Origin of the sequence: Agromyces sp. NPDC056965 (assembly GCF_042673425.1) — a bacterium.
Lineage (GTDB): Bacteria > Actinomycetota > Actinomycetes > Actinomycetales > Microbacteriaceae > Agromyces.
The window spans coordinates 45,188-67,865 of record NZ_JBHURI010000010.1 but is presented as its reverse complement, the minus strand read 5'-3'; the positions used below and the strand labels follow the sequence as shown (position 1 = coordinate 67,865).

Sequence of the window (22,678 nt, the reverse complement as noted above, 5' to 3'; positions counted from 1 at the left end):
GCGGCGCGCGTGTCGCCGCGGCATCCGCTTGCTTCTCATTCGAACATGTGTTCGAATGTCGGTATGCGGTGGAGCGGGCAGGAGCTGGGCGTCGAGCAGTCGGGCGCCCTGCCCGGGCTCGCGAAGCTCAACAACCTCGTGCGCTCGGTGCAGACCCCCGACTTCGCCGGGGTCACCTTCCACGAGGTGCTCGCGAAGTCCGCCCTCAATCGCGTGCCCGGTCAGTCGGCGATGCCGTTCGGGTGGACCATCAACCCCTATCGGGGCTGCACGCATGCTTGCACTTACTGCTTCGCTCGGCCCACGCACACCTACCTCGACCTCGACGCCGGTGACGACTTCGACCGGCAGATCATCGTGAAGGTCAACGTCGCCGAGGTGCTGCGGCGCGAACTCGAGAAGCCCTCGTGGCGGCGCGAGCCCGTCGCCCTCGGCACCAACACCGACCCCTATCAGCGAGCGGAGGGGCGCTATGCGCTCATGCCGGGCATCATCGAGGCGCTCGCAACGAGCGGCACGCCCTTCAGCATCCTCACGAAGGGCACGCTGCTGCGCCGCGATCTGCCGCTCCTGGTCGAGGCCGCGAAGCACGTGCCCGTCGACGTCGCGATGTCGATCGCGATCTACGACGACGAGTTGCAGCACTCCGTCGAACCGGGCACCCCGAGCACGAAGGCTCGTCTCGCCACCGTCACCGCGGTGCGCGACGCGGGCCTCGACTGCTCGGTGTTCCTGATGCCGATCCTGCCCTACCTCACCGATACGAGGGCGCATCTCGACGAAGCATTGCGGTCTGTGAAGGCGGCGGGCGGCACGAGTGTGCTGTACTCGGCGCTGCATCTCCGCGGTGCGGTGAAGCCGTGGTTCATGCAGTGGCTCGAGCGAGCCCACCCAGAGCTCGTGCCCAAGTACCACTCGATGTACTACGGCACCAACGCGTATGCGCCGAAGGCCTACCGGCAGTGGCTCGGCCAGCGGATTCGACCGTTGATCAGGGCGCACGGGCTCGAGCACGGTCGTGAAGATCCCGTGACCGGGGGAGTGCGGTCGTCGGCGCTCGCCAGCGGACCGGCGAGTTGGCGGTTGCCCCCGCGTCCTGCGCGACCCCTCGCAGCAGGTGACGAGCTCCCCGACTCGCTGAGCCTCCCGCCCGATCCCTCAGCCCTGTTCTGACCGCGTCGTCCCCGCGAGCACCTCCGAAACTGGGATAATCCGCAAGAGGCCCGAACAGCGGTGTTCGCAGGCGGTACGAGCGGAGGACCACGATGACCCTGGGGTTGCCGGGACATCTGGCGCGCGACTCGCTCAGTCGTGCGCTCGCCAACGCCGGACATGCCGCGGCGTTCACCTGCCTCGGTGTCGGCGTGGTGCTCGGCGCGGTCATGGCGACCATCGGGGGCCAGCCCGACCGGTGGAGTGGCGTGTTGCTGCTGATCATCATGATCGTGCTGCTCGTGCTCGTTTCGCGGTACCCGACGGTGACGCTCACCGTGCTCTACCTCATCGCCGGAGCAGGGATCGTGCTCGCGATCACGATCATGGTCATGGCCGACGGCGAGTTCTCGACGACGAACAACGCGGTGCTCGCCCTGCCCAGCACCGCCCTCCTCCTCGTCGGCGGCGCGGGCAGCGGCTCCGCGATCGCGCTGACCTGGGCGACGCTCGGGTTCGCGCTCAGCGAGGCCGCCGCCTTCCTCGGGGTCGTCATGGCCGGCGGCGCGTACTCGCCGAACCTCGCCGTGTGCTTCGCGTTCGCGGTCGTCGTGATCGTCCGGGTGTTCGACGGGCTCACACGCCGGTCCGACATGCGCCGTGACACGGGCCTGCATCGCGCCAGCCAGCAGACGAGGGAACTCGCGATCCGGCACGACTACGAATTGCGTGCCACCGCCCGCCTGCACGACACGGCGCTCAGCCACCTGGTGGCCATCGCCGCAGCCGGATCGGGGCAGGTCGACGAACGCCTGCGCGTCGGCATCCGCCAGGATCTCGGCCTCATCGTCGGGCGCGACTGGGCGATCGATCACGCGCTGGGCGACGACGCCGCTGCGAACGCTGCAGTTCGAGGGGCCAGCGCCCTGCGATCGTTCGCGCCGTCAGCCGTCTCCTCGACGGCATCGTCGTCCGCGTCCGCGCGAAACGGCCGGCAGAACGGATGGCGCGCACGCGCACGCCCCAACGGCGCAGCACCCGACCCCCGCGCTCCCGTCGAGGAGACCGTTCCGTCGCTGTCGCACGCCTTCTCGGCCGCAGCCAACGCCGGTCTCGAGGTGCGGGTGACCGGCGACTTCGCAGTGCTCGGCACGCTCGGGCCGCGTCGGGTCGCCGCCCTCGATGCGGCCGTCGCCCAGTGCCTCATCAACGTCGCCCGCCACGCCGGCGTCGAGCTGGCCGAGCTCGCGCTGGGCCTCGGGGGCGGCGAGGTGACGGTCGCCGTCATGGACAGCGGTGTCGGATTCGACGAGAGCGAGGTGCCGCCCGATCGCATCGGGCTGCGCACCTCCATCCGCGCCCGGATCGAGCAGGAGCAGGGCACCGTCCGCCTCTGGTCGACGAAGGGCATCGGCACGACGATCGTGCTGACGGTGCCGGAGGGCGGCGAATGAGCGGGCATCTGCGGCTCACCCAGCAGGAGGCCGACCCGATCGGGGCGATCAGCGCGTCGCCGATCGTGACGGTCGGCGCGATCCTCGCCTTCCTGCTGGCCGCCGGACTGACCTGGTCGCATTGGAGCGAGGTGGGCTCGCCGCTGGCCGCCGGCATCGCGCTCGTGCTCGTCGCCGCCGCCGGCACGGCAGCGGTGATCGCGTCGTCTCCCGCGCGGGCACCGTTCACGAACGAGCGCCTCTGGATCGTCGTGACGCTCGCGGTCGGCGGTGCCATCGCGGAGTACGTCAGCACGATCGGCAACAACCGTCAGCTGTACGACGACTTCGGACCGACCGTGATCGGCATGCTGATCCTCTCGCTCGCCCCCTTCTGCACCTGGGTGTCGCTCGCGCTCGCCGGCGTGCTCTCGGCGGCCGTCGTCTCGATCCTCGTCGCCGGGGCGTCGATGTACACGGTGTCCGATGCGCCGGTCGCCGCGCTCATCACCCTGAACTCGGCATCGGTGCTCGCGATGTCCGCCGCGGCGGCCGGCTACTCCTACGGGATCGTCGCCGAGACGCTCGCGTGGCAGCGAGAGGCCAACCGGGCCGCGCTGCAGCGCGATGCCGAGCTGCGAGCGGGCATCGCCCGTTCGGTGCAGCAGAGCCGTGTGTCGGTGCTCGGTCGGGAGGTGCTGCCGTTCCTCGCCGGCGTCATGACGGCGGAGCGCATCACGGTGGCCGACGCCGACCGTGCGCGCGAACTCGCCGAGGCGCTCCGTCGCGCACTGCGGGCGGGCATCGAATCGACGTGGCTCGACGATCTCGCTGCCAACATCCGGTTGAATCGCGGCGTCGACACGATCATCGACGACCCCACCGGCGCCGCGGCGGCACTCACCGCCGACCAGCGCTCAGCGCTCACCGCGCTCATCTCGTGGCTCGGCGATGCCTCCCGATCGCGCCTCATCAGGGTCGCATTCACCGGCAGCGGCGAGGGCGAGGCGCACGGTGACATCGTGCTCGTCGCCGATGCAGGAGCATCGCCTCCCAGCCGGCGCGAGCTCGATCGATTCGTCGCCGTGGCGCGTGCGGTCGCATTGCGAGCGGATGCGGCTCTGACGCGAGAGAATGTAACGGTGGGGTTGAGTTATGACATCGATTGAGCACGCACCGAAACAGGGTCCGGCATCGCCGTATCGACTGGCGCTGCTCGACGACCACGAACTCGTCGTCGACGGACTCGCCCGCTGGTTCACCGATTTCGCCGCCGACTTCACCGTCGTGATCCGTGCCACGAACTGGATGGACCTCATCCGCGACCCCGAGTTCCCCGTCGATCTCGTGCTGATGGACCTGCAGCTCGGCGACACCGTCTCGATCGAGTCGCGCATCCGCGTGTGTCGAGCTGCCGGAGCGAAGGTCGTCGTCGTCACCGCGGTCGACGACGACGAGTCGCGCCGTCGCTCGCTCGACGCAGGCGCCGCGGGATTCGTCTCCAAGACCCTGCCGGCCCACGAACTCGTCGACTACGCGCGGCGGGTGATGCGGGGCGAGCGGCTGCAGCGGCATCCCGCGTCTGCAGCACGAGTGGATGCCCCGGGCACGGGCGATCGGCCCGACCGGCACGGCGTGGCGCTGAGCGCGGCCGAGGAGAAGGCGCTGCGGTACTACGCCCAGGGCCTCAGCACGGTCGAGGTCGGCCGGCGCATGGACGTCGGCTACGAGACGGCGAAGACCTACCTGCGGCGCGTCCGCGAGAAGTACGCCAAGGCCGGCCGGCCGGCGAGCCGCAAGGCCGAGTTGATCCGCCGTGCGGCGGAGGACGGGTATCTCGAGTAGATGGCGAAGCTGTACTTCCGCTACGGGGCGATGAATTCCGGCAAGTCGACGGCGTTGCTCCAAGCGGCCTTCAATTACGAGGAGCGCGGCCACCAGGTGCTCCTGGCGAAGCCCGCGATCGACACCAAGGGCGACAGCGACATCGTGTCGCGACTCGGCGTTGTGCGCGAGGTGGATTTCACGATCGCGCCCGACTCGAGCGTTCGAGCGCTGTTCGCGGCGCATCGTGAGCGCGTGATCGAGCAGCGCGGGCGCGACGTGAGCTGCCTGCTCGTCGACGAGGCGCAGTTCCTGAACTCCGACCAGGTCGACGACCTGTTGCGCATCGCGCTCATCGAGGGTGTTCCGGTGCTCGCGTACGGCATCCGCACCGACTTCCAGACCGTGGCGTTCCCCGGCAGCAGGCGCCTCCTCGAGGTCGCGCACAGCCTCGAGGAGCTGAAGACCATCTGCCGATGCGGTCGCAAGGCCATCTTCAACGCGCGGCTCATCGACGGGCACTTCGTCTTCGACGGCGCTCAGGTCGCGATCGACGGCGAAGCGGTCACCTACGAGTCGCTCTGCGGCGTCTGCTACCTGGCTGAGAGCGGCGGGGTGCTGAACGGGCGTCACTGACCCCCCGAGCTTCGATCGCGTCGTCGTTCGCGGCGCGGGGCTGGTGCATTCGGCGCGCGGCGCGTGAAGATGGAGCAAGACTCCATGGAGGTGCGCCATGAATGAGATCGCAGTGGGTGTCAGCACGGGCGGCTCCGCCACCATGCGCGCCGTGCGCTGGGCGGCGGAACGCGCATCGACCTCGGGCAGCACCCTGCGGCTCGTCCATGTCGTCGACGAGTCGTCGACCCTCGTGTCGCGCGCTGCGGCCTCACCGGGGCAGGCGACGAGCGAGGCGGCGATCGCCGCCGAGGCTCACCTGCGGGAGTGCCTCGACCAGGCGGCGGCGCTCGCACTCGAGATCGACGACCGCATCGAGGTCGTCACGACGCTCGAACGCGGTTCTCCCGTCGAGGTCTTCGAACGCGTCTCCGCCGACGCCGAGATGCTCGTCGTCGGCAGCGACTGGCACGGCGGACGTCGGGCCAGCCGCCGTCGCGTGTTGAGCCTCCGCATCGCGGCGGTGAGCCGAGCCGCGGTCGCGGTCATCCCCGACCTCGAGCCGGGCGAACGCCGAGGCGTCGTCGTCGGGGTCGACGGCTCGCACATCTCCGACCATGCTCTCGCGTTCGCCGCCGACGAGGCCGACCGCATGGGCGAGCCGCTCATCGCCGTGCACTCGTGGGACGTCGTCGCGATGGTGGGCGGCGAGTATGGCTACGGGGCGCCCCTCATCGCGGGCGACGACCTCGCCCGAGCCGAATCGGAGATCCTCGACGCAGCGCTCGCACCCGTCGTCGCCGAGCATCCCGGCCTCGAGGTGGTCCGTTCCGTCGTCGCGGGCGATCCCGTGCACGATCTCACCGAGGCCGCAGCGGGCGCGAGCATGCTCGTGGTCGGCAGCCACGGACGTGGCGCACTGGCGCGGTTCCTGCTCGGGTCCGTCAGCCAGGGAGTCCTCGCCGACCTCGTCGCCCCGACCATCGTGCTCAGGTGACCGACGCGGCTCGCCTCGACACCTCGGCGTCCGTCGTGCCGGCCGCGCGGAGGGTCGATGGCGTGGACGCCGCACGGGGGCTCGCCCTCATCGGCATGTTCGTCGCGCACGTCGCGCCCGCTGCGACATCCGCCGACCTGGCCTCCCTCATCGCGATCGCCGATGAACGGCCCCGACTGCTGTTCGCGCTCACTGCGGGCATGGGGCTCGCCTTCATCTCGGGCGGCACCAGGCCGATCGCGAACGGGAGGGGGGTGCTGCGGCGCCAGATCGCGATCCGCGCGGTGATCCTCATCGTGCTCGGCCTGGTCATCGCCGTGACCCTGCATCCGCTCGTGTTCATCATCCTCGACGTCTACGGGGTCGCATTCCTCGTCATGCTGCCGTTGCTGTTCATCCCGGCGCGCGCGGCGCTCGCCGTCGGCATCGCCCTGCTCGCCGTCATGCCGGGCCTCGCCGAGCTCGCGAGCGCCTCCGATCTCGTGGTCGAACTGCAGCAGGGCCCGTTCGCGATCGTCGTCGACTGGTTCGTGAGCGGTGCGTACCCGGTCGTGGAGTGGGTGCCGGTCATGATGATCGGCCTCGCGCTCGTGCGCTTCGACCTCGCATCGCCGCGCGTGGTCACGATCGCCGCGCTCGGCGGGGCTGCGACGGCCGCGATGCTGCTGCCGATCGTCGCGCTGATGCCCGGCGGCGTCGCTGCGGCCTCCGACGGCGAGACCGAACCGTGGATCTCCGCCCTTCGCACCTCGCTCGAGGCACTCGGCAACGTCGGCGTCGGTGTCGTGATCGTGGCGGGGATGCTGCTGCTCACCTTCTTCGCACGCCCACCGGTGCGGCGAGTGGCGGGCGCCGTGCTCTCGCCGATCATCGCGATGGGCTCGATGCCGTTGACCGTCTACACGCTGCACCTCATCGTGCTCGCCGCGTCGATCCGCGTGGAGGACGGCTTCTACACCGACGACTCCCTCGAACTCCTGATCGGCTTGATCGTCGGATCGATGATCTTCGCCTGGCTCTGGCGACGCTACCTCGGCCGGGGTCCGCTCGAGCGCATGCTCAGGTGGGCGAGCGGTCGGAGCCGATCGGACGCCGGGCGCGACACCACCACGGGGTGAGGCCGAGGCCGACCGCGGTGCCGATCGTGTTCGCGACGACGTCGGAGACGGTCGGGAACCGGGTCGGCAGGGCGAGCTGCACGGCTTCGATGCCGATGCTCGTGAGCGCGCCGGCGAGGACGACCTTCCACCACCGGACCGCCGGGAAGGCGAGCGCGACGAGCAGGCCGAACGGGACGAACAGTGCGATGTTCGCGAGGAACTCCAGCGCGATCGCGCTGGCCTCCCTCGACGCCCCGAGGTCGGCCAGCACGTCGGCGGCCCAGCCCACCACGCCGGTGATGCGGCCGGCCTCGGGTGCCGGGAGGAAGACGATGAGCCCGACCAGGACCAGGTACGGGAGCAGGAGCCAGCGCGCGAGGCGGTTCGCGACGCGATGGCGCGTCGCGCCCGCCGATTCGAGGCGCGATGCCGCGTCCGTGTGCGAGTCCATCGGTTCAGGGTAGCGGCACCGTGGTACGGCGAACCTGCGCGCGGTTCCGGGCCGGTGCGCGATCCGGGAGCCGGGGTGTGGGAATCGGGGATGCCGATGCACGCGTATGCAAGACTGACTCACGGCAGCGCTGTGGGGGTGCGCCGACCGAGAGGACGTTCCGTGGAACTTCGCGACTATGTGCGCATTCTTCACAAGAACTGGGTGCTCATCGTCGCGAGCATGCTCCTCGGAATCGGCGCCGCAGCCGTGTACTCCCTCGCGGTCACGCCGAAGTACGAGGCGGCCACCGAACTCTACGTCTCCGTGCGATCGGGCGACACCGCCGTCACCGGCGACCTCGTGCAGGGCACGAACTTCGCCCGACAGGCGGTGACGAGCTATGTCGACGTCGTCGACAGTGCGATCGTGCTCGACCGTGTGATCGCCGAGCTGGCGCTCGACACCTCGAGCGTCGCGCTCGCAGGCCAGATCGACGCGAGCTCGCCGCTGAACACCGTGCTGATCGAGATCTCCGTGACCGACAGCGATCCCGAGCTGGCCGCCGAGATCGCGAACGCGACCGGCCGCAACTTCGCCGACGTCGTGGTCAACGACCTCGAGAAGCCCGACGGCGACGGCGCGAGTCTCGTGAAGATCGAGACGATCCAGCCGGCGACGGTTCCGGCAGCACCGTCGAGTCCCAACGTCGGACTCAACCTCGTGCTCGGTGCGCTCATCGGCCTCGCGCTCGGCATCGGCATCGCGGCACTGCGAACCGTGCTCGACACGCGCATCCATTCGCTGCACGACATCGCCCAGGTCACCGACAAGCCGCTGCTCGGCGGCATCGCGCTCGACCCCGACGCGAAGCGGCGGCCGCTCATCGTGCACGCGGACCCGCGAAATCCCCGCGCCGAATCGTTCCGCAGCCTGCGCACGAACCTGCAGTTCGTGAACATCGAGGGCGGGCCGCGCAGCTTCGTCGTGACGAGCGCCGGCCCCGGCGAGGGCAAGTCCACGACCACCGCGAACCTCGCGATCTCCCTCGCTGAGACGGGCGCCAAGGTCGCGCTCGTCGACGGCGACCTGCGTATGCCCAAGCTGGCCGACTACCTCGGTGTCGAAGGCGGTGTCGGCCTCACCGACGTGCTCATCGGGCGCGCGCAACTCGTCGACGTCCTGCAGCGATGGGGCCGAGGGCAGCTCTACGTGCTGCCGGCCGGGCGCATCCCGCCGAATCCGAGCGAGCTGCTCGGCTCGGCCGCGATGGCGCGGCTGCTCGAGACCCTCACCAACCAGTTCGACTACGTCCTCATCGATGCTCCGCCGCTGCTGCTGGTGACGGATGCCGCGGTCGTCTCGAAGCTCGCAGGCGGAGCGATCATCGTGGCGGCATCGGGGTCGACGAAGAAGCAGGAACTCGCCGGCGCCGTACGCGCCCTCGACGCGATCGGCAGCCGACTGCTCGGCATCGTCGTCACCATGCTCCCGACGAAGGGGCCCGACAGCTACGGCTACGGCACGTACACCTACGGGATGACCCACGACGTGACTGGGGAGTTCGACGTCGAGGCGCAGGCAGGCGGGCGGCCATGACCTTCCGCATCCTCACGGTCTGCTCCGGGAACATCTGCCGGTCGCCACTCGCCGAACAGTTGCTGCGCAACGGACTCGCCGATGTCGATGGGGTCTCGGTGGGCAGCGCCGGCACGATCGCCCTGGTCGGAGAGCGGATGCCGCCGGAAGCCGCGGCGCTCGCCGCTCGCTTCGGTGCGACGGATGCCGCGGCGCACCGCGCCCGTCAGCTCGACGAGCAGCTCATCCACGACGCAGACCTCGTGCTCGCCCTCGCGCGGGAGCATCGTCGATTCGTGGTGGAGACCGTGCCGGCAGCCACGCGTACGACGTTCACCCTCCGGGAGTTCGCGCACCTCGCGGCATCCGTGAACGAAGCCGACCTTGCCGGCGTCGTCGACGGGCCGGGCGACGACGCGGTGGCGTCTCGGTTGCGCGACGCGGTGGCGGCCGTCGCGGCACTTCGCGGGGTGGCGGAGGCCCTCGATTCGGCCGACGACCTCGACGTGATCGACCCGTATCGTCGACCACCGCCGGTCTACGAGGAGTCGGCCGCCCAACTCGTGCCGGCCGTTCGGTCGACAGTCGAGTTGTTGACACTCGCGGCTCGACGGGCGTAGGTGCAGCTGTGGGGGGACAGCGTCACTGGAGTCGGGGGCATTCGATCACGACGTGGGCCGGAGTCGGTCTCGGGGTGCTCGTCGTGGTCGTCGTCGTGTTGTCGGTCGTCGCGCTCAACCGGAATCGTCCGGTGGCGGGTGCGGGCGCCACACCGCCTGACACGGCACCCGTTGCCGCAACGGAGGATGTCGCGTCGGAGGCGCCGACCGACGTGGTCCCGACCGTCGTGGCGAACCGCGTGCTCACCGCCGCCGACGCGAACGAAGCCGTGCGCGCGGCCGTCACGGCGTGTCCGGAGCCGACCACCGTCGAGGTGACCTCCGACGGTGGGGCATCCTGGGAGGCGTTCGTCGCCCCCGGTATCGCCTCGGCGCAGCGCATCACCATCGGCGATGAAGCGTTCATCGGCGTGATCGGCCTCGCCGTCGAAGGCTGCACACCCACCTTCGAGCGTTCGTTCGTCGGTGGAGCCGCGTGGGAGACGGCGGCCGAGGAAGTCGGCTCGGCCTGGTACGTCGATCCGGCCGATCGCGCCGTCGTCCACTCACCGAGCGGTGCGCATCCGGCGCCGTGCGCGACGGTCGTGCAGCTCGCCGTCGGCGGTGACACGCTCGCCGCGGTGCTGTGCGACGACGGGTCCGTGCACGCGACCGTCGACGGAGCCGGGAGCTGGCTGCCGCCTGTCGCGGTGCCGGGCGCCGCAGCCATCGCGGCCGGCGGTGCCGGGTACCGTGTCGCCGTGCTCAACGAGGGCGACTGCGCGGGGGCGCAGCTCGTCGAGATCGCGTTGACGGATGCAGGGCTCGATGCGGGCGCCCCAGGGGCCTGCCTCGCAACCACGGTGGCGGCGGGTGGAGCAGCGGTCGCGACCGGAGAATCCGGAACGACATGGCTGTGGGCGGGCGACGCTCTGGGACGCACTGACGACGGGGGAGCGACATGGCAGTGAACGAGGAGCGCCAAGGCATCATCGATCGTGGATATCGGTCGCGCCCGGTGCGATTCGGTACGCAGTTCGGTCTCGATGCGATCTCATGGGCGTTCGCGATCGCCCTCGCGGAGGTGTTCAGGTACGAATTCGATCTGGCCCGCATCGCCGTCGTTCCGATGCTCCTGCTCATCGCGTGCGCCGTGGTGTTGCAACTCGTGATCGGGTGGATGTTCCACCTCTATCAGGGGCGGTTCACCTACGGCACGTTCGAGGAGGTTCGAGCGCTCGGGGCAGCGGTGCTCGTCGTCGCGGGAATCCTCTCGGTGCCGGTCGTATTGTTCGGAACCTCCGTCGGCGTGCCTCGGAGTACTGTCCTGATCGCCGTGCCGATCGGATTGCTCTTGATGTTCGCCGCCCGCTACCTGAAACGGCTGTACGTCGAGCGCCAGCAACGGCCGCGGGCGGACGCGGATCGCACGCTCATCTACGGAGCGGGCGATCTGGGTGCTTCCCTCGTTCGCCGCATGAAGACCGAGACCGAGTCCGGATTCCTGCCGGTCGGCCTGCTCGATGACGACGTGACCTACAGCAACGTTCGCTATAGCAACGTTCCGGTTCGCGGTACGCTCGCCGACCTCGATCAGGTCGTCCGCGATACGAAGGCGACCGTCCTCGTCGTCGCGATCGCCCGAGCGGATTCAGTGATGCTCCGACGAGTCTCCGACGACGGTCGCCACCTTGGGCTGCAGGTCAAGGTGCTTCCCAGACTCGACGAGATTCTGGCCGGTGGGACCGGTCTCCACGAAGTGCGGGATGTCTCGATCGAAGACCTCATCGGGCGGAACCCCGTCGACACCGATGTCGGGTCGATCGCCGGATATCTCGCGGGCAAGCGAGTACTGGTGACCGGTGCCGGCGGCTCCATCGGGTCGGAGCTCTGCGGACAGATCCTGAAGTACGCTCCTGCCGAGCTCATCATGCTCGACCGCGACGAGACCGGGCTGCAGGGTGCTCAGCTGCGCACCGTCGGCCATGGGCTGTTGGACACTCGTGATGTCGTACTCGCCGACATCCGCGACGGCGGAGCGATCGATGGACTGTTCGAAGAGCGGCGGCCCGAGGTCGTCTTCCATGCGGCGGCGCTGAAGCACCTGCCGATGCTCGAGCAGTATCCCGATGAAGCCTGGAAGACGAACGTGCTCGGCACCCTGAATGTGTTGAACGCGTCGCGTCGCGTCGGCGTCGAGACATTCGTCAACATCTCGACTGACAAGGCGGCGAACCCTACGAGCGTGCTGGGGCACTCCAAGCGCGCTGCAGAGAAGTTGACCGCCTGGATGGCTTCCGAGACCGGTCTCCGCTACTTGTCTGTGCGGTTCGGCAATGTGATCGGCAGCCGCGGTTCGATGCTGCCGACGTTCAACGCGCTCATCGAAGCAGGCGGACCGGTAACAGTGACACATCCAGACGTGACTCGGTTCTTCATGACGATTCCGGAGGCGTGTCAGCTCGTGGTGCAGGCCGGTGGCATCGGTGCGCCGGGAGAGGTGCTCATCCTCGACATGGGAGAACCAGTGCGGATCCTCGATGTCGCGAAACGGATGATCGAGATGTCGGGCAAGGAGATCGCGATCGTCTTCACCGGTCTGCGGGACGGTGAGAAGTTGCATGAAGAACTCGTCGGCGCAGCCGAGACGACGGAGCGTCCGCGTCATCCGAAGATTCGGCATGCCATGGTGCAGGGCGCTTCGCCGAGTGAACTCGAACTGGATGGTTGGCAGACACTCGTCGGGATGTTGCGGGGTGAAGGCGATTCCAGGCGCGCTCTTCGTGTTCAGCCAGAGGCGCCAGGGAAGAGCAGAAATGTCTGACCGCATCTACCTGTCGTCGCCCGACATCGGCCCGCTCGAGGAGGAGTTCGTCATCCGCGCCCTGCGTTCGGGTTGGATCGCTCCGTTGGGTCCTGAAGTCGACGGCATCGAGGCCGACTTGGCTGCACGAGTGGGCAGGCAGCACGCCGTGGCGCTCTCATCGGGAACGGCCGCCCTGCACCTCGGGCTCGTTGCACTCGGTGCAGGCGCCGGAGACGTCGTCGTCACCTCGACGATGACATTCGTCGCAACTGCGAACGCCATCGTCTACACGGGCGCTGAGCCGTACTTCGTGGATTGCGATCCGACGACCGGCAACATGGATCCCGCCCTGCTCGCCAGTGCGCTGGACGAGCTGATCGACGAAGGGCGTCGGGTCGCGGCGGTCGTGCCGGTCGACCTGCTGGGCAAATGCGTCGACTACACCTCGATCGAGCGCATCGCCGCGGACCGAGGAATCCCGTTGATCGCCGACGCTGCTGAATCGCTTGGCGCTTCGCATCGCGGTCGGGCGGCCGGTTCGTTCGGACGAGCGGCGGTCTTCTCGTTCAATGGGAACAAGATCATGACGACGTCGGGCGGCGGCATGCTGCTGACCGACGACCCATCGCTGGCGGCTCGCGTGAGGTACCTGTCGACGCAAGCGCGGCAGCCTGTCGCGCACTACGAGCACACCGAGGTCGGCTTCAACTACCGCATGAGCAATGTGCTCGCCGCATTGGGACGTGCCCAGGCCTCCAGGCTCGACGGGATGATCGCGCGTCGGCGCGCGCACCGCGAACGGTACTCGGCACAGTTCGCCGGTGTCGCGGGTGTGGAGATATTCGGGGCGGAAGGCGATGAGCACGACAATGTGTGGTTGACCGCCATCATTGTGGATGAGGACGTCACCGGGTGGGGCTCGACCGACCTCATGAGCTGGCTCGACGCTTCATCGATCGAGTCGCGCCCGCTGTGGAACCCGATGCATCGGCAGCCCGTGTTCGCCGGGGCTCGCAGAAAGCTCTCTGGTGCCGCCGACGAACTGTTCCGCACCGGCCTCACGCTGCCGAGCGGGTCCGCGCTCGCACCTGAGCAAGTGGAGCGTATCGATGATCGCATCGAGGCGTTTTTGGAGGCGAGAGCGTGACGACGGTACGAGGCTATGACCCCGTAAAGCGGGCGTTGGACGTGATCGGAGCAACGCTCGGCCTGATCGTGCTCTCACCGGTGATGCTCGGCGTCTCGATCGCCGTCGTGGTCCGATTCGGGCGACCGATCCTCTTCACGCAGGAACGTCCCGGACTGGACGGCAGGCCCTTCCGGCTCGTCAAGTTCCGCAGCATGCTCGACGCGGATCCCGTCAGGGGGCTGACGAGCGACGCGGACCGGCGCACGCCATGGGGGAACGCCTTCCGTTCGACGAGCCTCGATGAGCTGCCCGAACTCTGGAATGTGCTCCGCGGAGAGATGAGCTTCGTCGGACCACGGCCATTGCTGCCCTCGTACCTCGACCGGTACACGCGACAGCAGTCTCGCCGGCATGAGGTGCGGCCGGGCATCACCGGCCTGGCGCAAGTGAACGGGAGGAACATGCTGTCCTGGGATGACCGTCTCCGCCTCGACGTGGAGTATGTCGATCATCGGAGCCTCCTGTTCGATATCCGAATACTGGCCCGAACGGTCCTTCCGGTACTCCGAGGCGCGGGCATCACCGCGCCCGGAGGTGCAGCATCGGAGGAATTCCTGGGCACCGCCGAGAATGCCGCGGAATGAGCGTCGATATCGTGATCGTCGGTGCCGGAGGGTTCGGTCGCGAATGCGCGAGCACCGCCGCCGCGCGGAACCGCGCCTTCCCGGACTCGATCCGCGTCCTCGGCGTGCTCGATGCGTCGCCGTCGACGCGCAATCTGGAACGACTCGAAGCGCTCTCGATGCCCTACCTGGGAACCCCCGAAGACTGGATCGCCGGCGCGGTCGATGCCGAGCACGTGATCGCGATCGGCGATCCGACCGTCCGGTCGCGGATAGCGGAGCAGTTCGCCGTGCACGGCAGGACCGCACACACACTCGTCCATCCGGGTGCGTCGATCGGTGAGGAATCGGTGCTCGCGCCGGGCGTCGTCGTGTGCGCCGGAGCGACGGTCTCGACGAACGTCGTCCTCGAGCGAATGGTCCATGTGAACCCCGGCGCGGTCGTCGGGCATGACAGCATCCTGCGCGAGTACGTCTCCGTGAACCCCGGCGCAGTGATCTCCGGCGACGTGTTGGTCGAATCGCAGGCGCTCATCGGCGCAGGGGCGGTTGTTCTTCAGGGGCTTCGAATCGGGACGGGAAGTGTGGTGGGCGCTGCGGCCTGCGTGGTTCGGGACGTGCCGGACCGAGTGACAGTGAAAGGAGTGCCCGCGAGATGACTCGTACGGTACTGATCACCGGCGGAGCGGGCTTCATCGGCTCGAATCTGGCTCGCCGCCTCAGCGATGACGATTCGACCTCCGTTCGGGTGCTCGACGACCTCAGTACCGGTCGGATCGAAAGTGTGCGTGATCTCGACGTCGATGTGATCATCGGGTCGATCCTCGATCGCGCCGCGCTGAGCGATGCGATGAACGAGGTCGATGCCGTCGTGCATCTCGCCGCACTGGGCAGTGTGCCGGCGTCGGTCGCCGACCCGCGCATGACCCATGACGTCAACGTCAATGGCACGCTCAACGTCCTGGAGGAAGCGAGAGTCGGTCGCCCGCACGTGATCTTCTCCTCTTCGAGCGCCGTGTTCGGCAGCAATCCCAAACTGTCGAAGGATCCTGAGGACTGGACGCGCCCGATCAGCCCGTATGGGGCCAGCAAGCTCGCGGCCGAGGGGTACGTGAATGCCTACGCGACGAGCTACGGGCTTTCGACACTGGCACTGCGGTTCTTCAACGTGTACGGTCCCGGCCAATTCGCCGACCACGTGTACGCCGCGGTGATTCCCCGCTTCGTCGAGGCGGCGCTCACCGGCGACCCACTGGAGATCCACGGAGACGGACTGCAATCGAGGGACTTCACCTTCGTCGACACGGTCTGCGAGGTGATCGTCGACGCCCTCGATCGTCGCTTCGAGCTTCCACATCCGGTGCACTTGGCCTACGGCACGTCGACGTCGTTGATCATGGTCGTCGATGAACTCGAGCGCGCCGTCGGCCGGCCGCTCGATCGTCGATTCGTCGCTGCGCGCATCGGGGACGTCCGGGCATCGCAGTCGAACACCGACGGCGTCTTCGAGTACTTTCCCTCCGTGTCCTCGATCGGCCTGGAAGACGGCCTCGCTCGGACCCTCGAATGGGCGAGGATGCAGCCTCGATGACCCGTATCGCCGTGATCGTGAAGACAAGCGAAGGCGCGAGATGGATCGTGCCCCAGATCGAGTCGCTGCTCGTGCGCGGAGGCGAGGTCGTTGCAGTGATTCCGTCGGGGCCGGGCCGGCTGGCGACGGAACTCGATCGGCTTGCAGCAGACGAACGTCGGTTCGAGGTGATCCGCACGCCGTTCGACTTCAGGTTCGCACCGCGCATCCGGACGCTGCGGGGGCTCCTGCATCTGCGCCGGACCCTTCGCCGGGTCGACGCAGATGCTGCGCTCTATCACCTGTACGCGAGCGCGCTTGCGAGTCGTTTCGCGCTTTCAGGCACCCGAACCAGACGGGTGCACATGGTCGCCGGTCCGCTGTACCTCGATTCGCCGGTGATCAGGGCCGTCGAGCGTCTCGCCGCACACTGGGACGATGTGCTGATCGCGGGCAGCGAGTACACGGCGGGACGCTACGCCGCGTTGGGCATCGCAGCCGACCGGATCCACTCGATTCCATATGGCGTCGACGTCGAGCGATTCGCCCCGGGCGAGCCGATCGGGGCAGCCCCATCCCCGGGCGCAGGGCAACGTGGGGCCTTCCGAGTCGTCATGGTCGCCTACGTGTACGCCCCGAAGCGCCTCGCGCACGCAGGTCGTGGCATCAAGGGCCACGACGTGATGCTCGAGGCCTGGAGCCGATTCTCTCGACGACATGGGGAAGCGGAGCTCCATTTCGTCGGCGGCGGATTCGACGCGGCGGGGGAACGCTACCGTCAGCGGGTGATATCCGAGTTCGAGTCGGTCATCCTCGACCGGGGGATCACCTGGTCGGCGTCGCTCGATGAAATCCGCACCGCCTACGCGCAGGCCGATCTGAGCGTCAGCCCGTCGCTGTCGGAGAACCATGGCGCAGCTCTGGAGGCTTCGGCGATGGCCGTACCATCGATCGTCAGCGACGCGGGGGGCCTGCCGGAGACGGTGCTCCCCGAAACGGGCTGGATCGTCCGCGCCGGATCCGTCGATGACCTCGACTCCGCCCTCGAGTCCGCCTTCCACGAGTGGCGCAGTGGTGTATTGGCAGATCGTGGTCTGCGAGCACGGATGTACATGACGCGACGGTTCGATGGGCGCGCCGCAGCCGACCGCGTCGCTGACGTGGTGCTTGATTCGGGCGGAGTCCGCCGATGAGCGGCCGGCGTGACGGCGCCATCGCCCTCTTCGTCGAGTCTCGAGCGACGCGGGGGGACGGCGGCCGGGGCACGTACACCCGCGATGCCGGAGTGGGCGGGCGGAATTGGCAAGCTGACCTTCGTGAGCACCAGGATCTTCGTCTCGTGCTCCGCGTCGATGACGCGTCGGCTCTCGAGGGCGCGCAGATCGATGGCACGGTCGTGGCTCTCCCCACTTACGTTGGACTCGTCGCGATGGTGCGGAGATTGCCGAGACTCGTCATGTCGATAGATCGCGCCGTACGGAACTCCGATGTGACGTGCGTCAAGCTTCCTGGGATCATCGGGCTGATCGCGGTCTGGCGGGCGTACCGCCGACGGAGGCCGATCGCTGCGCAAGTCGTGGGAGACATCGACGAAGTATTGCGAACCGGGGTGGCCGGGAAGGTCGGGTCGATGCTCGCACCGCTCGCCGTGCGACTCACGCGTCGTGCCATCCGTCGTGCTGACACTGTGCGCTACGTGACCGAGCAGTCACTCCAGCGCAAGTACCCGGCGCATACCGGAGCAGTGCGCGTGGCCTACACCGACGTTCGTGCCGAACCCATCGCCGTCCCGGCATCGCGCGTTTGCATCCCGGGAAGAATCATCGCGGTGGGATCGCAAGAACAATTGTACAAAGGGCACCCAGTACTCATCGAGGCCGTCGCAGCCCTCGTGCGAGACGGAATCGATGCCCAGCTCGATCTTGTCGGCGACGGGAGGAGGCAACCGGAGCTGAGCGCACTCGTCGGCTCACTCGGCATCACCGGTCGGGTGCGCTTCCTCGGGCACATCGACGATCGACCGTCGTTGCTCGCGCTGCTCGACCAGGCAGAGGTGTTCGCGATGCCGTCACTGACAGAGGGTCTCCCGCGGGCACTGATCGAGGCGATGGCCAGGGGCCTCCCGTGCATCGGTTCCGATGTGGGAGGCATCCCGGAACTACTGCCGCGGGTCGCGCTCGTGCCGCCGGGCGACGTGGTCGCGCTCACGAGAAGGCTTCGGCGCGTGCTCACCGACCCGTCGTTCCAGGCCGATCTCGCGGCTGCGGCGATCGAGTCCGCGGAGCGATTCAAGCCAGAGGCGCTCGAGCGCAGGCGACAGATCTGGTCCGCAAGCGTCGGTGCTCTCGTCAGCGGTCGCGGGAGCGGCTCATGAGCGCCACCACGGTTGTCCACCTCATCGGGTCTCTCGACCGAGGCGGCGCGGAGTCGGTCGCGCTCGACCTCTGTCGGCGAATCCCTGCTGGGGAGGTGCAGCAGGTATTCCTGTGTCTGTCGGGCAGAGTCGGGATACTCGCGCCATCGTTCGAGACGACTGGGGCGATCGTCGAGGCGATGAACATCCGTTCTCCGATCGAGGCCGCGAGACTCGTACGAGCGGCGGTGCAGCGCTACCGACCTGACGCCGTCGTATCCCACGTGTCACTCGCGAGCGGATGGTTGTTGACAGCGGCATGGACGGCCGGTGCGAGGATCAGGATTGCTCGCCTGCATTCGGTCGGCGACGGACGGGGTAACGGCTTCGGACGTCGGGCCTACCGTGTCGTATCGCGACTTCTCATGGTCGGCTTCGCGACACGGATCGTTGCAGTCTCTCGCTCGAGCCTTGAATTCGGCCTCGGAAGATGGGCGCCGTTCATCCGTCAGGGTCGATCGTTCGTTTTGGGGAACGGTGTGGACACGGAGCGATTCGCGCCGTCCGTCGAGGTCCGATCTGAGGGGGAGCCGCGAGTGATCCACGTCGGCCGCGGCTCCCCGGAGAAGAACCGAGCGGCACTCGTGCCCATCTTCCTCGCGCTCGAGCGAACGATTCGCACTCGTTGGTGGATCGTTGGCCCGGGCGACACCGCGGATCTCGGGACGCTGCCCGGAGATCGTTTCGAGGTGCTCGGGGACAGGTCGGACGTGCCATCGCTGCTCGGAAGGTCCGATGTGCTCGTCCTGCCCTCGCTCCGCGAGGGGCTCCCCGGAGTCATCCTCGAAGCGCTCTCAACGGGTGTGCCGGTCGTCGCATCCGAACTGGAGACCCTCCGAGAGCTCGCGACGGCTCTCCCGGGCATCCGGCTGGTATCGCCGCACGCCGCACCGGAGGTCTGGGCGGACGCGATCGCCGAGGTGATCGCGCTCGCTCATCGTGACGCGGAGGGACTTCGATCCGCCGTGGTCGACTCCGACTTCGCCATCGAGAGGAGCGTGCGTGACTGGCGTCACCTCTTCGGCGCCCGGTGACACGCTCGTGAATGACGAGCGAGTCGCGGGCAGTCCACTTCGCCGCATGTTCGGTATCGCATGCAGCGCTGCGGCGCTCGTGACGCAGCTGAGTGTTCCGGCGACGTTGCAGCTGTCGGCCGTTGTGCTCGCCGTGAGCCTGCTCGGCGCGATGATCGTCTCCTGGCGGCGCGACCGCGGCGTGGGCGGGGCGGCGTTCATCTACACCCTGGTGTTCGGGCTGTTCCATGGCGGGCTCGTATTCGCCGTCGCCCTCGGTGGTGAGCGCATGATCATCGGTCAGGGCAACAACGATTGGGTGCTCTCGAGCGAGGTGCACGGCGCCGTGACGGCTGTCTGCGTGGCCGTCATCGCCTGGGAGGTGGGTCTGCTCGCGAGCCTGCCGGGTCGTCGGGCACCGCAATCGCGTATGGCGCGGACCAGTCGGAGCAGGACAGATCTCGTCGGGTACGCGGGGGTCGTCCTCGGGCTTGGTCTCATCACACTGGCTCTGCAGCCGGGTGGTGGCATCGGTGTGCTGTTCTCCGGATATCTCGTGTTCCTCGAAAAGGTGGCGAACGACGGAATCTTCGGATACGGAATCGCGATGCTGGGGTACGGAGTGGGATTCCTCGTCGCCAGCGGCGGGCGTGAGCGACTGATCGGGTGGGCGTTGATGGGGGCGATCGCGCTCGTCGGCCTCCCGCTCGGCCTACGTGGCACCGTCCTCTTCTTGCTCGCAACGGTGCTGGTTGTGGAAGCGAAGCGCACGCGGATTCGCTCGGGGCTCTTCGCCCTCGCCGCGTTGCTCATCTTGGCGCTCGTGTCTGTGCTGCGGACGACGCGGACCGGCGGCCTCAGCGCTCTGCTCGATGATGGTCTTGCCCGGGCGACGCCGCTCGAAGCCGCAGCGGAGATGGGGTACTCGCTGTACCCCGTCGTCGTGGTGCAGCACTGGCTCGAGAGCGGCGTCGAGGTTCGCGGTGGAGTCACGTTCGTCGCGCCGATCGTGAGGTTCGCAGAAGGCCTACTCGGAATGGGTACCGTGCCCGGCGCGAGCGATCTTCGCATCTTCAACGTCGAGATGCTCACACTCCAGGGGCCGATCGGCGGGTCGCCAGTGGCGGAGGGGCTGCGAAACGGTGGAATCCTCGGGGTCTGCTTGCTGATGGGGCTGTTGGGATGGGTGATCGGCCGTGTCGACCGCCTGCCGGCGACCGTCGACGGCGGGGCACTCACGGCCGTCGTCTTCCTGCCGCTCATCATCGCGGTGCGGAACTCGTTCGCGCCCGTGCTCGTGCAGCTCGCGATCGGCGTCAGCATGCTGTTCGTTGCTCGGATGATCGGACGGAACCATCCGAGGAGTGAACCGTGACGAAGGCATCAGGGGTTTCCTTCACCAGGAATGTCGGCGCGCTGCTCGTCGGCTCCGGTGCGCAGCTCGTCGCCAGCGTCGGCGGCGCCCTGATCACCACCCTCGTGCTGCCTGTCGATCAGCGGGGTCTGATGGTCATCGTCGTCACCATCGCGTCGCTGGTCGCGCTGATCGGCGCGGCGGGCATCGGCAACGCGTACCGGCATCGTCACCCGGGTGAAGTCGACCAGGATGCGCTCTCGGCGGACTTCACCACGGTGTCGCTGGCGCTCATCGTCGTGTCTGGTCTCGGCGGTGCCATTGCCTGCGTCGCAATGGCCGGCCTCGCAGATGCTCGCCTGCTCGAATGGAACTACGTGCTCGGGGCAGCGCTTGCGGCGTCGGCCCAGGTTGCGACGCTGCTCGTCACGGAAGCGCGATTCGCGCTCGGACAGTTCGTCGAGGCGTCGCGGTGGGCGGCGGCTTCGGCGATCGTCGGATTCACCGGCGTCGCTGTCGCCCTCGCGGTCGGGGGCGATGCCGCAGCCGTCATCACCGCCCAAGCCTGCTGCCAGTTCGTCGTCGTCGTCGCGGCCGCGGTTGCGTCGACGCGTGCACGAGCGCTCGTGTGGGCCTCGACGAGCCGGCGCCGTGCAGGCCTACTCCTCAGCCACGGGCTGAGGTCCCTCGTGCTCCCGGTTGCGATCGTCGTCATCTCCCGGTTCGATCGTCTCGTGGTCGCCGCGTTCGACACGGCCGACGCCGTGGCGGTCTACGCGCTCGCAGCGACGGTCGTCGAGGTCGCCCGTCTCGCGCCGACGGCGATCGGACAGCTGGCCACCAGGGAGGTCGCTACAGGTTTGGCCTGGCGCGCTTTTCGGAGTCGACTCCTGCTCGCTACCCTCGCTGCCGCACTCGTCGGCATCGTGCTCGTCGCCTCGGCATTCTTGATCGTCGTGCCGGTGTTCGGCATCGAGTACGCCGAATCGCCCTTCTTGGCGGCGGTGCTGCTCTGGTCGGAGGTCGCGTATGCCGTGATCGTCGTCGCGAACCTCGCGATCATCGGCGGAGGGTGGTCGACGGCCGCGCTTCGGCTCGGTATCGCGGCGATGGGCATCGCGATCCCGCTCTACATCGCGGGAGCCGCGATCGCCGGGCCCTTCGGTGTGGCATGGGCTCGGCTTCTGGTCTTCGTGCTGATCGCGGTGCTGATGCTCGCCTCCGTCAGGAGCCGGCTCATTCGCGTCGCCGTGTGAGTTCTCGAGCAGGAACACCGGCCACGGTGCTACCCGGGCGGACGTCCTTCGTCACGACTGCGCCCGCCGCGATCGTCGCACCGTCCCCGATGGAGACGCTGCTGAGGATGATCGCTCCTGCACCGACCCAGACATCCGCGCCGATCCTCACCGGTGCTGCGGTGAAGCGCATCGCTCGAAGCGGCACGGTGTGGTCATGGTTGCCATCCCGGATCACGGTCCGTTCGGCGAGTTTCGAGCCCGGGCCGATCCGTATCGACCGTCGGGCGACGATCGTGGAGGAGGGGCCGATGTAGTCGGCCTCGATCCGCAGATCGGCGTCAGGGCCAGCGGTGACGACGCATCCGTGCGAGACATGGCATCCATCGAGCACGAGCCGGCCCGCTCCCTGGACGCTGATTTCGCAGTTCTTGCCGATGAACACCTCACCGTGCACGATGAGGCCGGGGTACATGGCCCGCAGTGCGAGCAACCGAGTGCGCGATGCGAAACGCTGTGCTACGAGTCGCGATCCGCGAAGGATGCGTGCGGAGGAGGCGCGCGCCCAGCCGTGGTCGACGACGACCATCGCAGGGCGGCCCGGATCCTCGCCGGCGTCGTGCATAGAGCTCCTCAGTCGGTGACCGTCCACGGACGGGTCTGTCGTTCGACACTACGCCGCCGGCCATCGCGGAGTGCCCGCCACGCTGCGGAGGTGGATCTTCGTCACGTGCGTGCGAGTCGAGGTGAGCTCCACGGGCGAATACAGATGGTCCTGCCGATTCGCGGCTGTAACGACGCCGATTC

22 protein-coding genes are annotated in these 22,678 nt (G+C 68.2%); 20 read left to right on the top strand and 2 right to left on the bottom strand.

What is annotated here, in order from left to right:
* Positions 1 to 63: 63 nt before the first annotated feature.
* The 7 genes from ACFTQE_RS04340 to ACFTQE_RS04310 all read left to right on the top strand — a co-directional run bounded on the left by ACFTQE_RS04340 (position 64) and on the right by ACFTQE_RS04310 (position 7,139).
* Positions 64 to 1,173 (top strand): Rv2578c family radical SAM protein, encoded by a 1,110-nt coding sequence (locus ACFTQE_RS04340; protein WP_376923908.1) that lies wholly within the window; start codon positions 64 to 66, stop codon positions 1,171 to 1,173.
* A 92-nt stretch (positions 1,174 to 1,265) separates the two neighbouring features.
* Complete coding sequence (locus ACFTQE_RS04335) at positions 1,266 to 2,606, top strand: sensor histidine kinase (protein WP_376923907.1); 1,341 nt, start codon at positions 1,266 to 1,268, stop codon at positions 2,604 to 2,606.
* Complete coding sequence (locus ACFTQE_RS04330; RefSeq protein WP_376923906.1) at positions 2,603 to 3,754, top strand: hypothetical protein; 1,152 nt, start codon at positions 2,603 to 2,605, stop codon at positions 3,752 to 3,754. Before ACFTQE_RS04335 ends, ACFTQE_RS04330 begins: the two co-directional genes overlap by 4 nt.
* Positions 3,741 to 4,430 (top strand): response regulator, encoded by a 690-nt coding sequence (locus ACFTQE_RS04325; protein WP_376923905.1) that lies wholly within the window; start codon positions 3,741 to 3,743, stop codon positions 4,428 to 4,430. The genes ACFTQE_RS04330 and ACFTQE_RS04325 overlap by 14 nt, the downstream gene beginning before the upstream one ends.
* Positions 4,431 to 5,045 carry a thymidine kinase gene (locus ACFTQE_RS04320; RefSeq protein ID WP_376923904.1) on the top strand — a complete coding sequence of 205 codons (615 nt, stop codon included), beginning with the start codon at positions 4,431 to 4,433 and terminating at the stop codon, positions 5,043 to 5,045.
* A gap of 97 nt (positions 5,046 to 5,142) precedes the next feature.
* Entirely contained in the window at positions 5,143 to 6,021 is an 879-nt protein-coding gene (locus ACFTQE_RS04315; RefSeq protein WP_376923903.1) for a universal stress protein, read from the top strand.
* Positions 6,018 to 7,139 (top strand): DUF418 domain-containing protein, encoded by a 1,122-nt coding sequence (locus ACFTQE_RS04310; protein WP_376923902.1) that lies wholly within the window; start codon positions 6,018 to 6,020, stop codon positions 7,137 to 7,139. Before ACFTQE_RS04315 ends, ACFTQE_RS04310 begins: the two co-directional genes overlap by 4 nt.
* On the opposite strand, the gene ACFTQE_RS04305 is transcribed toward ACFTQE_RS04310, so the two are convergent.
* A complete protein-coding gene (locus ACFTQE_RS04305; protein WP_376923901.1) occupies positions 7,081 to 7,572 on the bottom strand; it encodes a VanZ family protein in 492 nt (163 codons plus the stop codon). The two genes, ACFTQE_RS04310 and ACFTQE_RS04305, sit on opposite strands and share 59 nt — an antisense overlap.
* A gap of 162 nt (positions 7,573 to 7,734) precedes the next feature.
* Here ACFTQE_RS04305 and ACFTQE_RS04300 point away from each other — a divergent pair, with 162 nt between their 5' ends.
* From ACFTQE_RS04300 to ACFTQE_RS04240, 13 genes are all read left to right on the top strand, one after another.
* Positions 7,735 to 9,150, top strand: a complete 1,416-nt coding sequence (locus ACFTQE_RS04300; RefSeq protein ID WP_376923900.1) for a polysaccharide biosynthesis tyrosine autokinase — start codon at positions 7,735 to 7,737, stop codon at positions 9,148 to 9,150.
* The gene (locus ACFTQE_RS04295) at positions 9,147 to 9,749 is read left to right on the top strand and encodes a low molecular weight phosphatase family protein (RefSeq protein ID WP_376923899.1); all 603 of its coding nucleotides are present in this window, start codon (positions 9,147 to 9,149) and stop codon (positions 9,747 to 9,749) included. Before ACFTQE_RS04300 ends, ACFTQE_RS04295 begins: the two co-directional genes overlap by 4 nt.
* Before the next feature lie 8 nt (positions 9,750 to 9,757).
* The gene (locus tag ACFTQE_RS04290; protein ID WP_376923898.1) at positions 9,758 to 10,699 is read left to right on the top strand and encodes a hypothetical protein; all 942 of its coding nucleotides are present in this window, start codon (positions 9,758 to 9,760) and stop codon (positions 10,697 to 10,699) included.
* A gap of 158 nt (positions 10,700 to 10,857) precedes the next feature.
* A complete protein-coding gene (locus ACFTQE_RS04285; protein ID WP_376923897.1) occupies positions 10,858 to 12,552 on the top strand; it encodes a polysaccharide biosynthesis protein in 1,695 nt (564 codons plus the stop codon).
* Positions 12,545 to 13,681 carry a DegT/DnrJ/EryC1/StrS family aminotransferase gene (locus tag ACFTQE_RS04280; protein WP_376923896.1) on the top strand — a complete coding sequence of 379 codons (1,137 nt, stop codon included), beginning with the start codon at positions 12,545 to 12,547 and terminating at the stop codon, positions 13,679 to 13,681. Before ACFTQE_RS04285 ends, ACFTQE_RS04280 begins: the two co-directional genes overlap by 8 nt.
* Positions 13,678 to 14,307 carry a sugar transferase gene (locus ACFTQE_RS04275; protein WP_376923895.1) on the top strand — a complete coding sequence of 210 codons (630 nt, stop codon included), beginning with the start codon at positions 13,678 to 13,680 and terminating at the stop codon, positions 14,305 to 14,307. Before ACFTQE_RS04280 ends, ACFTQE_RS04275 begins: the two co-directional genes overlap by 4 nt.
* A complete protein-coding gene (locus tag ACFTQE_RS04270) occupies positions 14,304 to 14,945 on the top strand; it encodes a NeuD/PglB/VioB family sugar acetyltransferase (RefSeq protein WP_376923894.1) in 642 nt (213 codons plus the stop codon). Before ACFTQE_RS04275 ends, ACFTQE_RS04270 begins: the two co-directional genes overlap by 4 nt.
* Entirely contained in the window at positions 14,942 to 15,877 is a 936-nt protein-coding gene (locus ACFTQE_RS04265) for an NAD-dependent epimerase/dehydratase family protein (RefSeq protein WP_376923893.1), read from the top strand. The genes ACFTQE_RS04270 and ACFTQE_RS04265 overlap by 4 nt, the downstream gene beginning before the upstream one ends.
* Positions 15,874 to 17,049, top strand: coding sequence for a glycosyltransferase family 4 protein (locus tag ACFTQE_RS04260; protein ID WP_376923892.1), 1,176 nt, complete (start codon positions 15,874 to 15,876; stop codon positions 17,047 to 17,049). Before ACFTQE_RS04265 ends, ACFTQE_RS04260 begins: the two co-directional genes overlap by 4 nt.
* Before the next feature lie 146 nt (positions 17,050 to 17,195).
* The gene (locus ACFTQE_RS04255) at positions 17,196 to 18,230 is read left to right on the top strand and encodes a glycosyltransferase (RefSeq protein ID WP_376923891.1); all 1,035 of its coding nucleotides are present in this window, start codon (positions 17,196 to 17,198) and stop codon (positions 18,228 to 18,230) included.
* Positions 18,227 to 19,303, top strand: a complete 1,077-nt coding sequence (locus tag ACFTQE_RS04250; protein WP_376923890.1) for a glycosyltransferase — start codon at positions 18,227 to 18,229, stop codon at positions 19,301 to 19,303. Before ACFTQE_RS04255 ends, ACFTQE_RS04250 begins: the two co-directional genes overlap by 4 nt.
* Before the next feature lie 133 nt (positions 19,304 to 19,436).
* Positions 19,437 to 20,657: a hypothetical protein gene (locus ACFTQE_RS04245; RefSeq protein WP_376923889.1), complete on the top strand. Its 1,221-nt coding sequence runs from the start codon at positions 19,437 to 19,439 to the stop codon at positions 20,655 to 20,657.
* A complete protein-coding gene (locus ACFTQE_RS04240) occupies positions 20,654 to 21,892 on the top strand; it encodes a lipopolysaccharide biosynthesis protein (protein WP_376923888.1) in 1,239 nt (412 codons plus the stop codon). The genes ACFTQE_RS04245 and ACFTQE_RS04240 overlap by 4 nt, the downstream gene beginning before the upstream one ends.
* On the opposite strand, the gene ACFTQE_RS04235 is transcribed toward ACFTQE_RS04240, so the two are convergent.
* The gene (locus ACFTQE_RS04235) at positions 21,873 to 22,496 is read right to left on the bottom strand and encodes an acyltransferase (RefSeq protein ID WP_376923887.1); all 624 of its coding nucleotides are present in this window, start codon (positions 22,494 to 22,496) and stop codon (positions 21,873 to 21,875) included. The genes ACFTQE_RS04240 and ACFTQE_RS04235 overlap by 20 nt on opposite strands.
* Positions 22,497 to 22,678 lie beyond the last annotated feature (182 nt).

What these genes read in the sequence shown, in the direction of transcription:
- ACFTQE_RS04340 (WP_376923908.1), top strand. Translation starts at nt 64, where the DNA reads ATGCGGTGGAGCGGGCAGGAGCTGGGCGTCGAGCAGTCGGGCGCCCTG.
- ACFTQE_RS04335 (WP_376923907.1), top strand. Translation starts at nt 1,266, where the DNA reads ATGACCCTGGGGTTGCCGGGACATCTGGCGCGCGACTCGCTCAGTCGT.
- ACFTQE_RS04330 (WP_376923906.1), top strand. Translation starts at nt 2,603, where the DNA reads ATGAGCGGGCATCTGCGGCTCACCCAGCAGGAGGCCGACCCGATCGGG.
- ACFTQE_RS04325 (WP_376923905.1), top strand. Translation starts at nt 3,741, where the DNA reads ATGACATCGATTGAGCACGCACCGAAACAGGGTCCGGCATCGCCGTAT.
- ACFTQE_RS04320 (WP_376923904.1), top strand. Translation starts at nt 4,431, where the DNA reads ATGGCGAAGCTGTACTTCCGCTACGGGGCGATGAATTCCGGCAAGTCG.
- ACFTQE_RS04315 (WP_376923903.1), top strand. Translation starts at nt 5,143, where the DNA reads ATGAATGAGATCGCAGTGGGTGTCAGCACGGGCGGCTCCGCCACCATG.
- ACFTQE_RS04305 (WP_376923901.1), bottom strand. Translation starts at nt 7,572, where the DNA reads ATGGACTCGCACACGGACGCGGCATCGCGCCTCGAATCGGCGGGCGCG.
- ACFTQE_RS04295 (WP_376923899.1), top strand. Translation starts at nt 9,147, where the DNA reads ATGACCTTCCGCATCCTCACGGTCTGCTCCGGGAACATCTGCCGGTCG.
- ACFTQE_RS04285 (WP_376923897.1), top strand. Translation starts at nt 10,858, where the DNA reads ATGCTCCTGCTCATCGCGTGCGCCGTGGTGTTGCAACTCGTGATCGGG.
- ACFTQE_RS04280 (WP_376923896.1), top strand. Translation starts at nt 12,545, where the DNA reads ATGTCTGACCGCATCTACCTGTCGTCGCCCGACATCGGCCCGCTCGAG.
- ACFTQE_RS04270 (WP_376923894.1), top strand. Translation starts at nt 14,304, where the DNA reads ATGAGCGTCGATATCGTGATCGTCGGTGCCGGAGGGTTCGGTCGCGAA.
- ACFTQE_RS04265 (WP_376923893.1), top strand. Translation starts at nt 14,942, where the DNA reads ATGACTCGTACGGTACTGATCACCGGCGGAGCGGGCTTCATCGGCTCG.
- ACFTQE_RS04260 (WP_376923892.1), top strand. Translation starts at nt 15,874, where the DNA reads ATGACCCGTATCGCCGTGATCGTGAAGACAAGCGAAGGCGCGAGATGG.
- ACFTQE_RS04250 (WP_376923890.1), top strand. Translation starts at nt 18,227, where the DNA reads ATGAGCGCCACCACGGTTGTCCACCTCATCGGGTCTCTCGACCGAGGC.
- ACFTQE_RS04235 (WP_376923887.1), bottom strand. Translation starts at nt 22,496, where the DNA reads ATGCACGACGCCGGCGAGGATCCGGGCCGCCCTGCGATGGTCGTCGTC.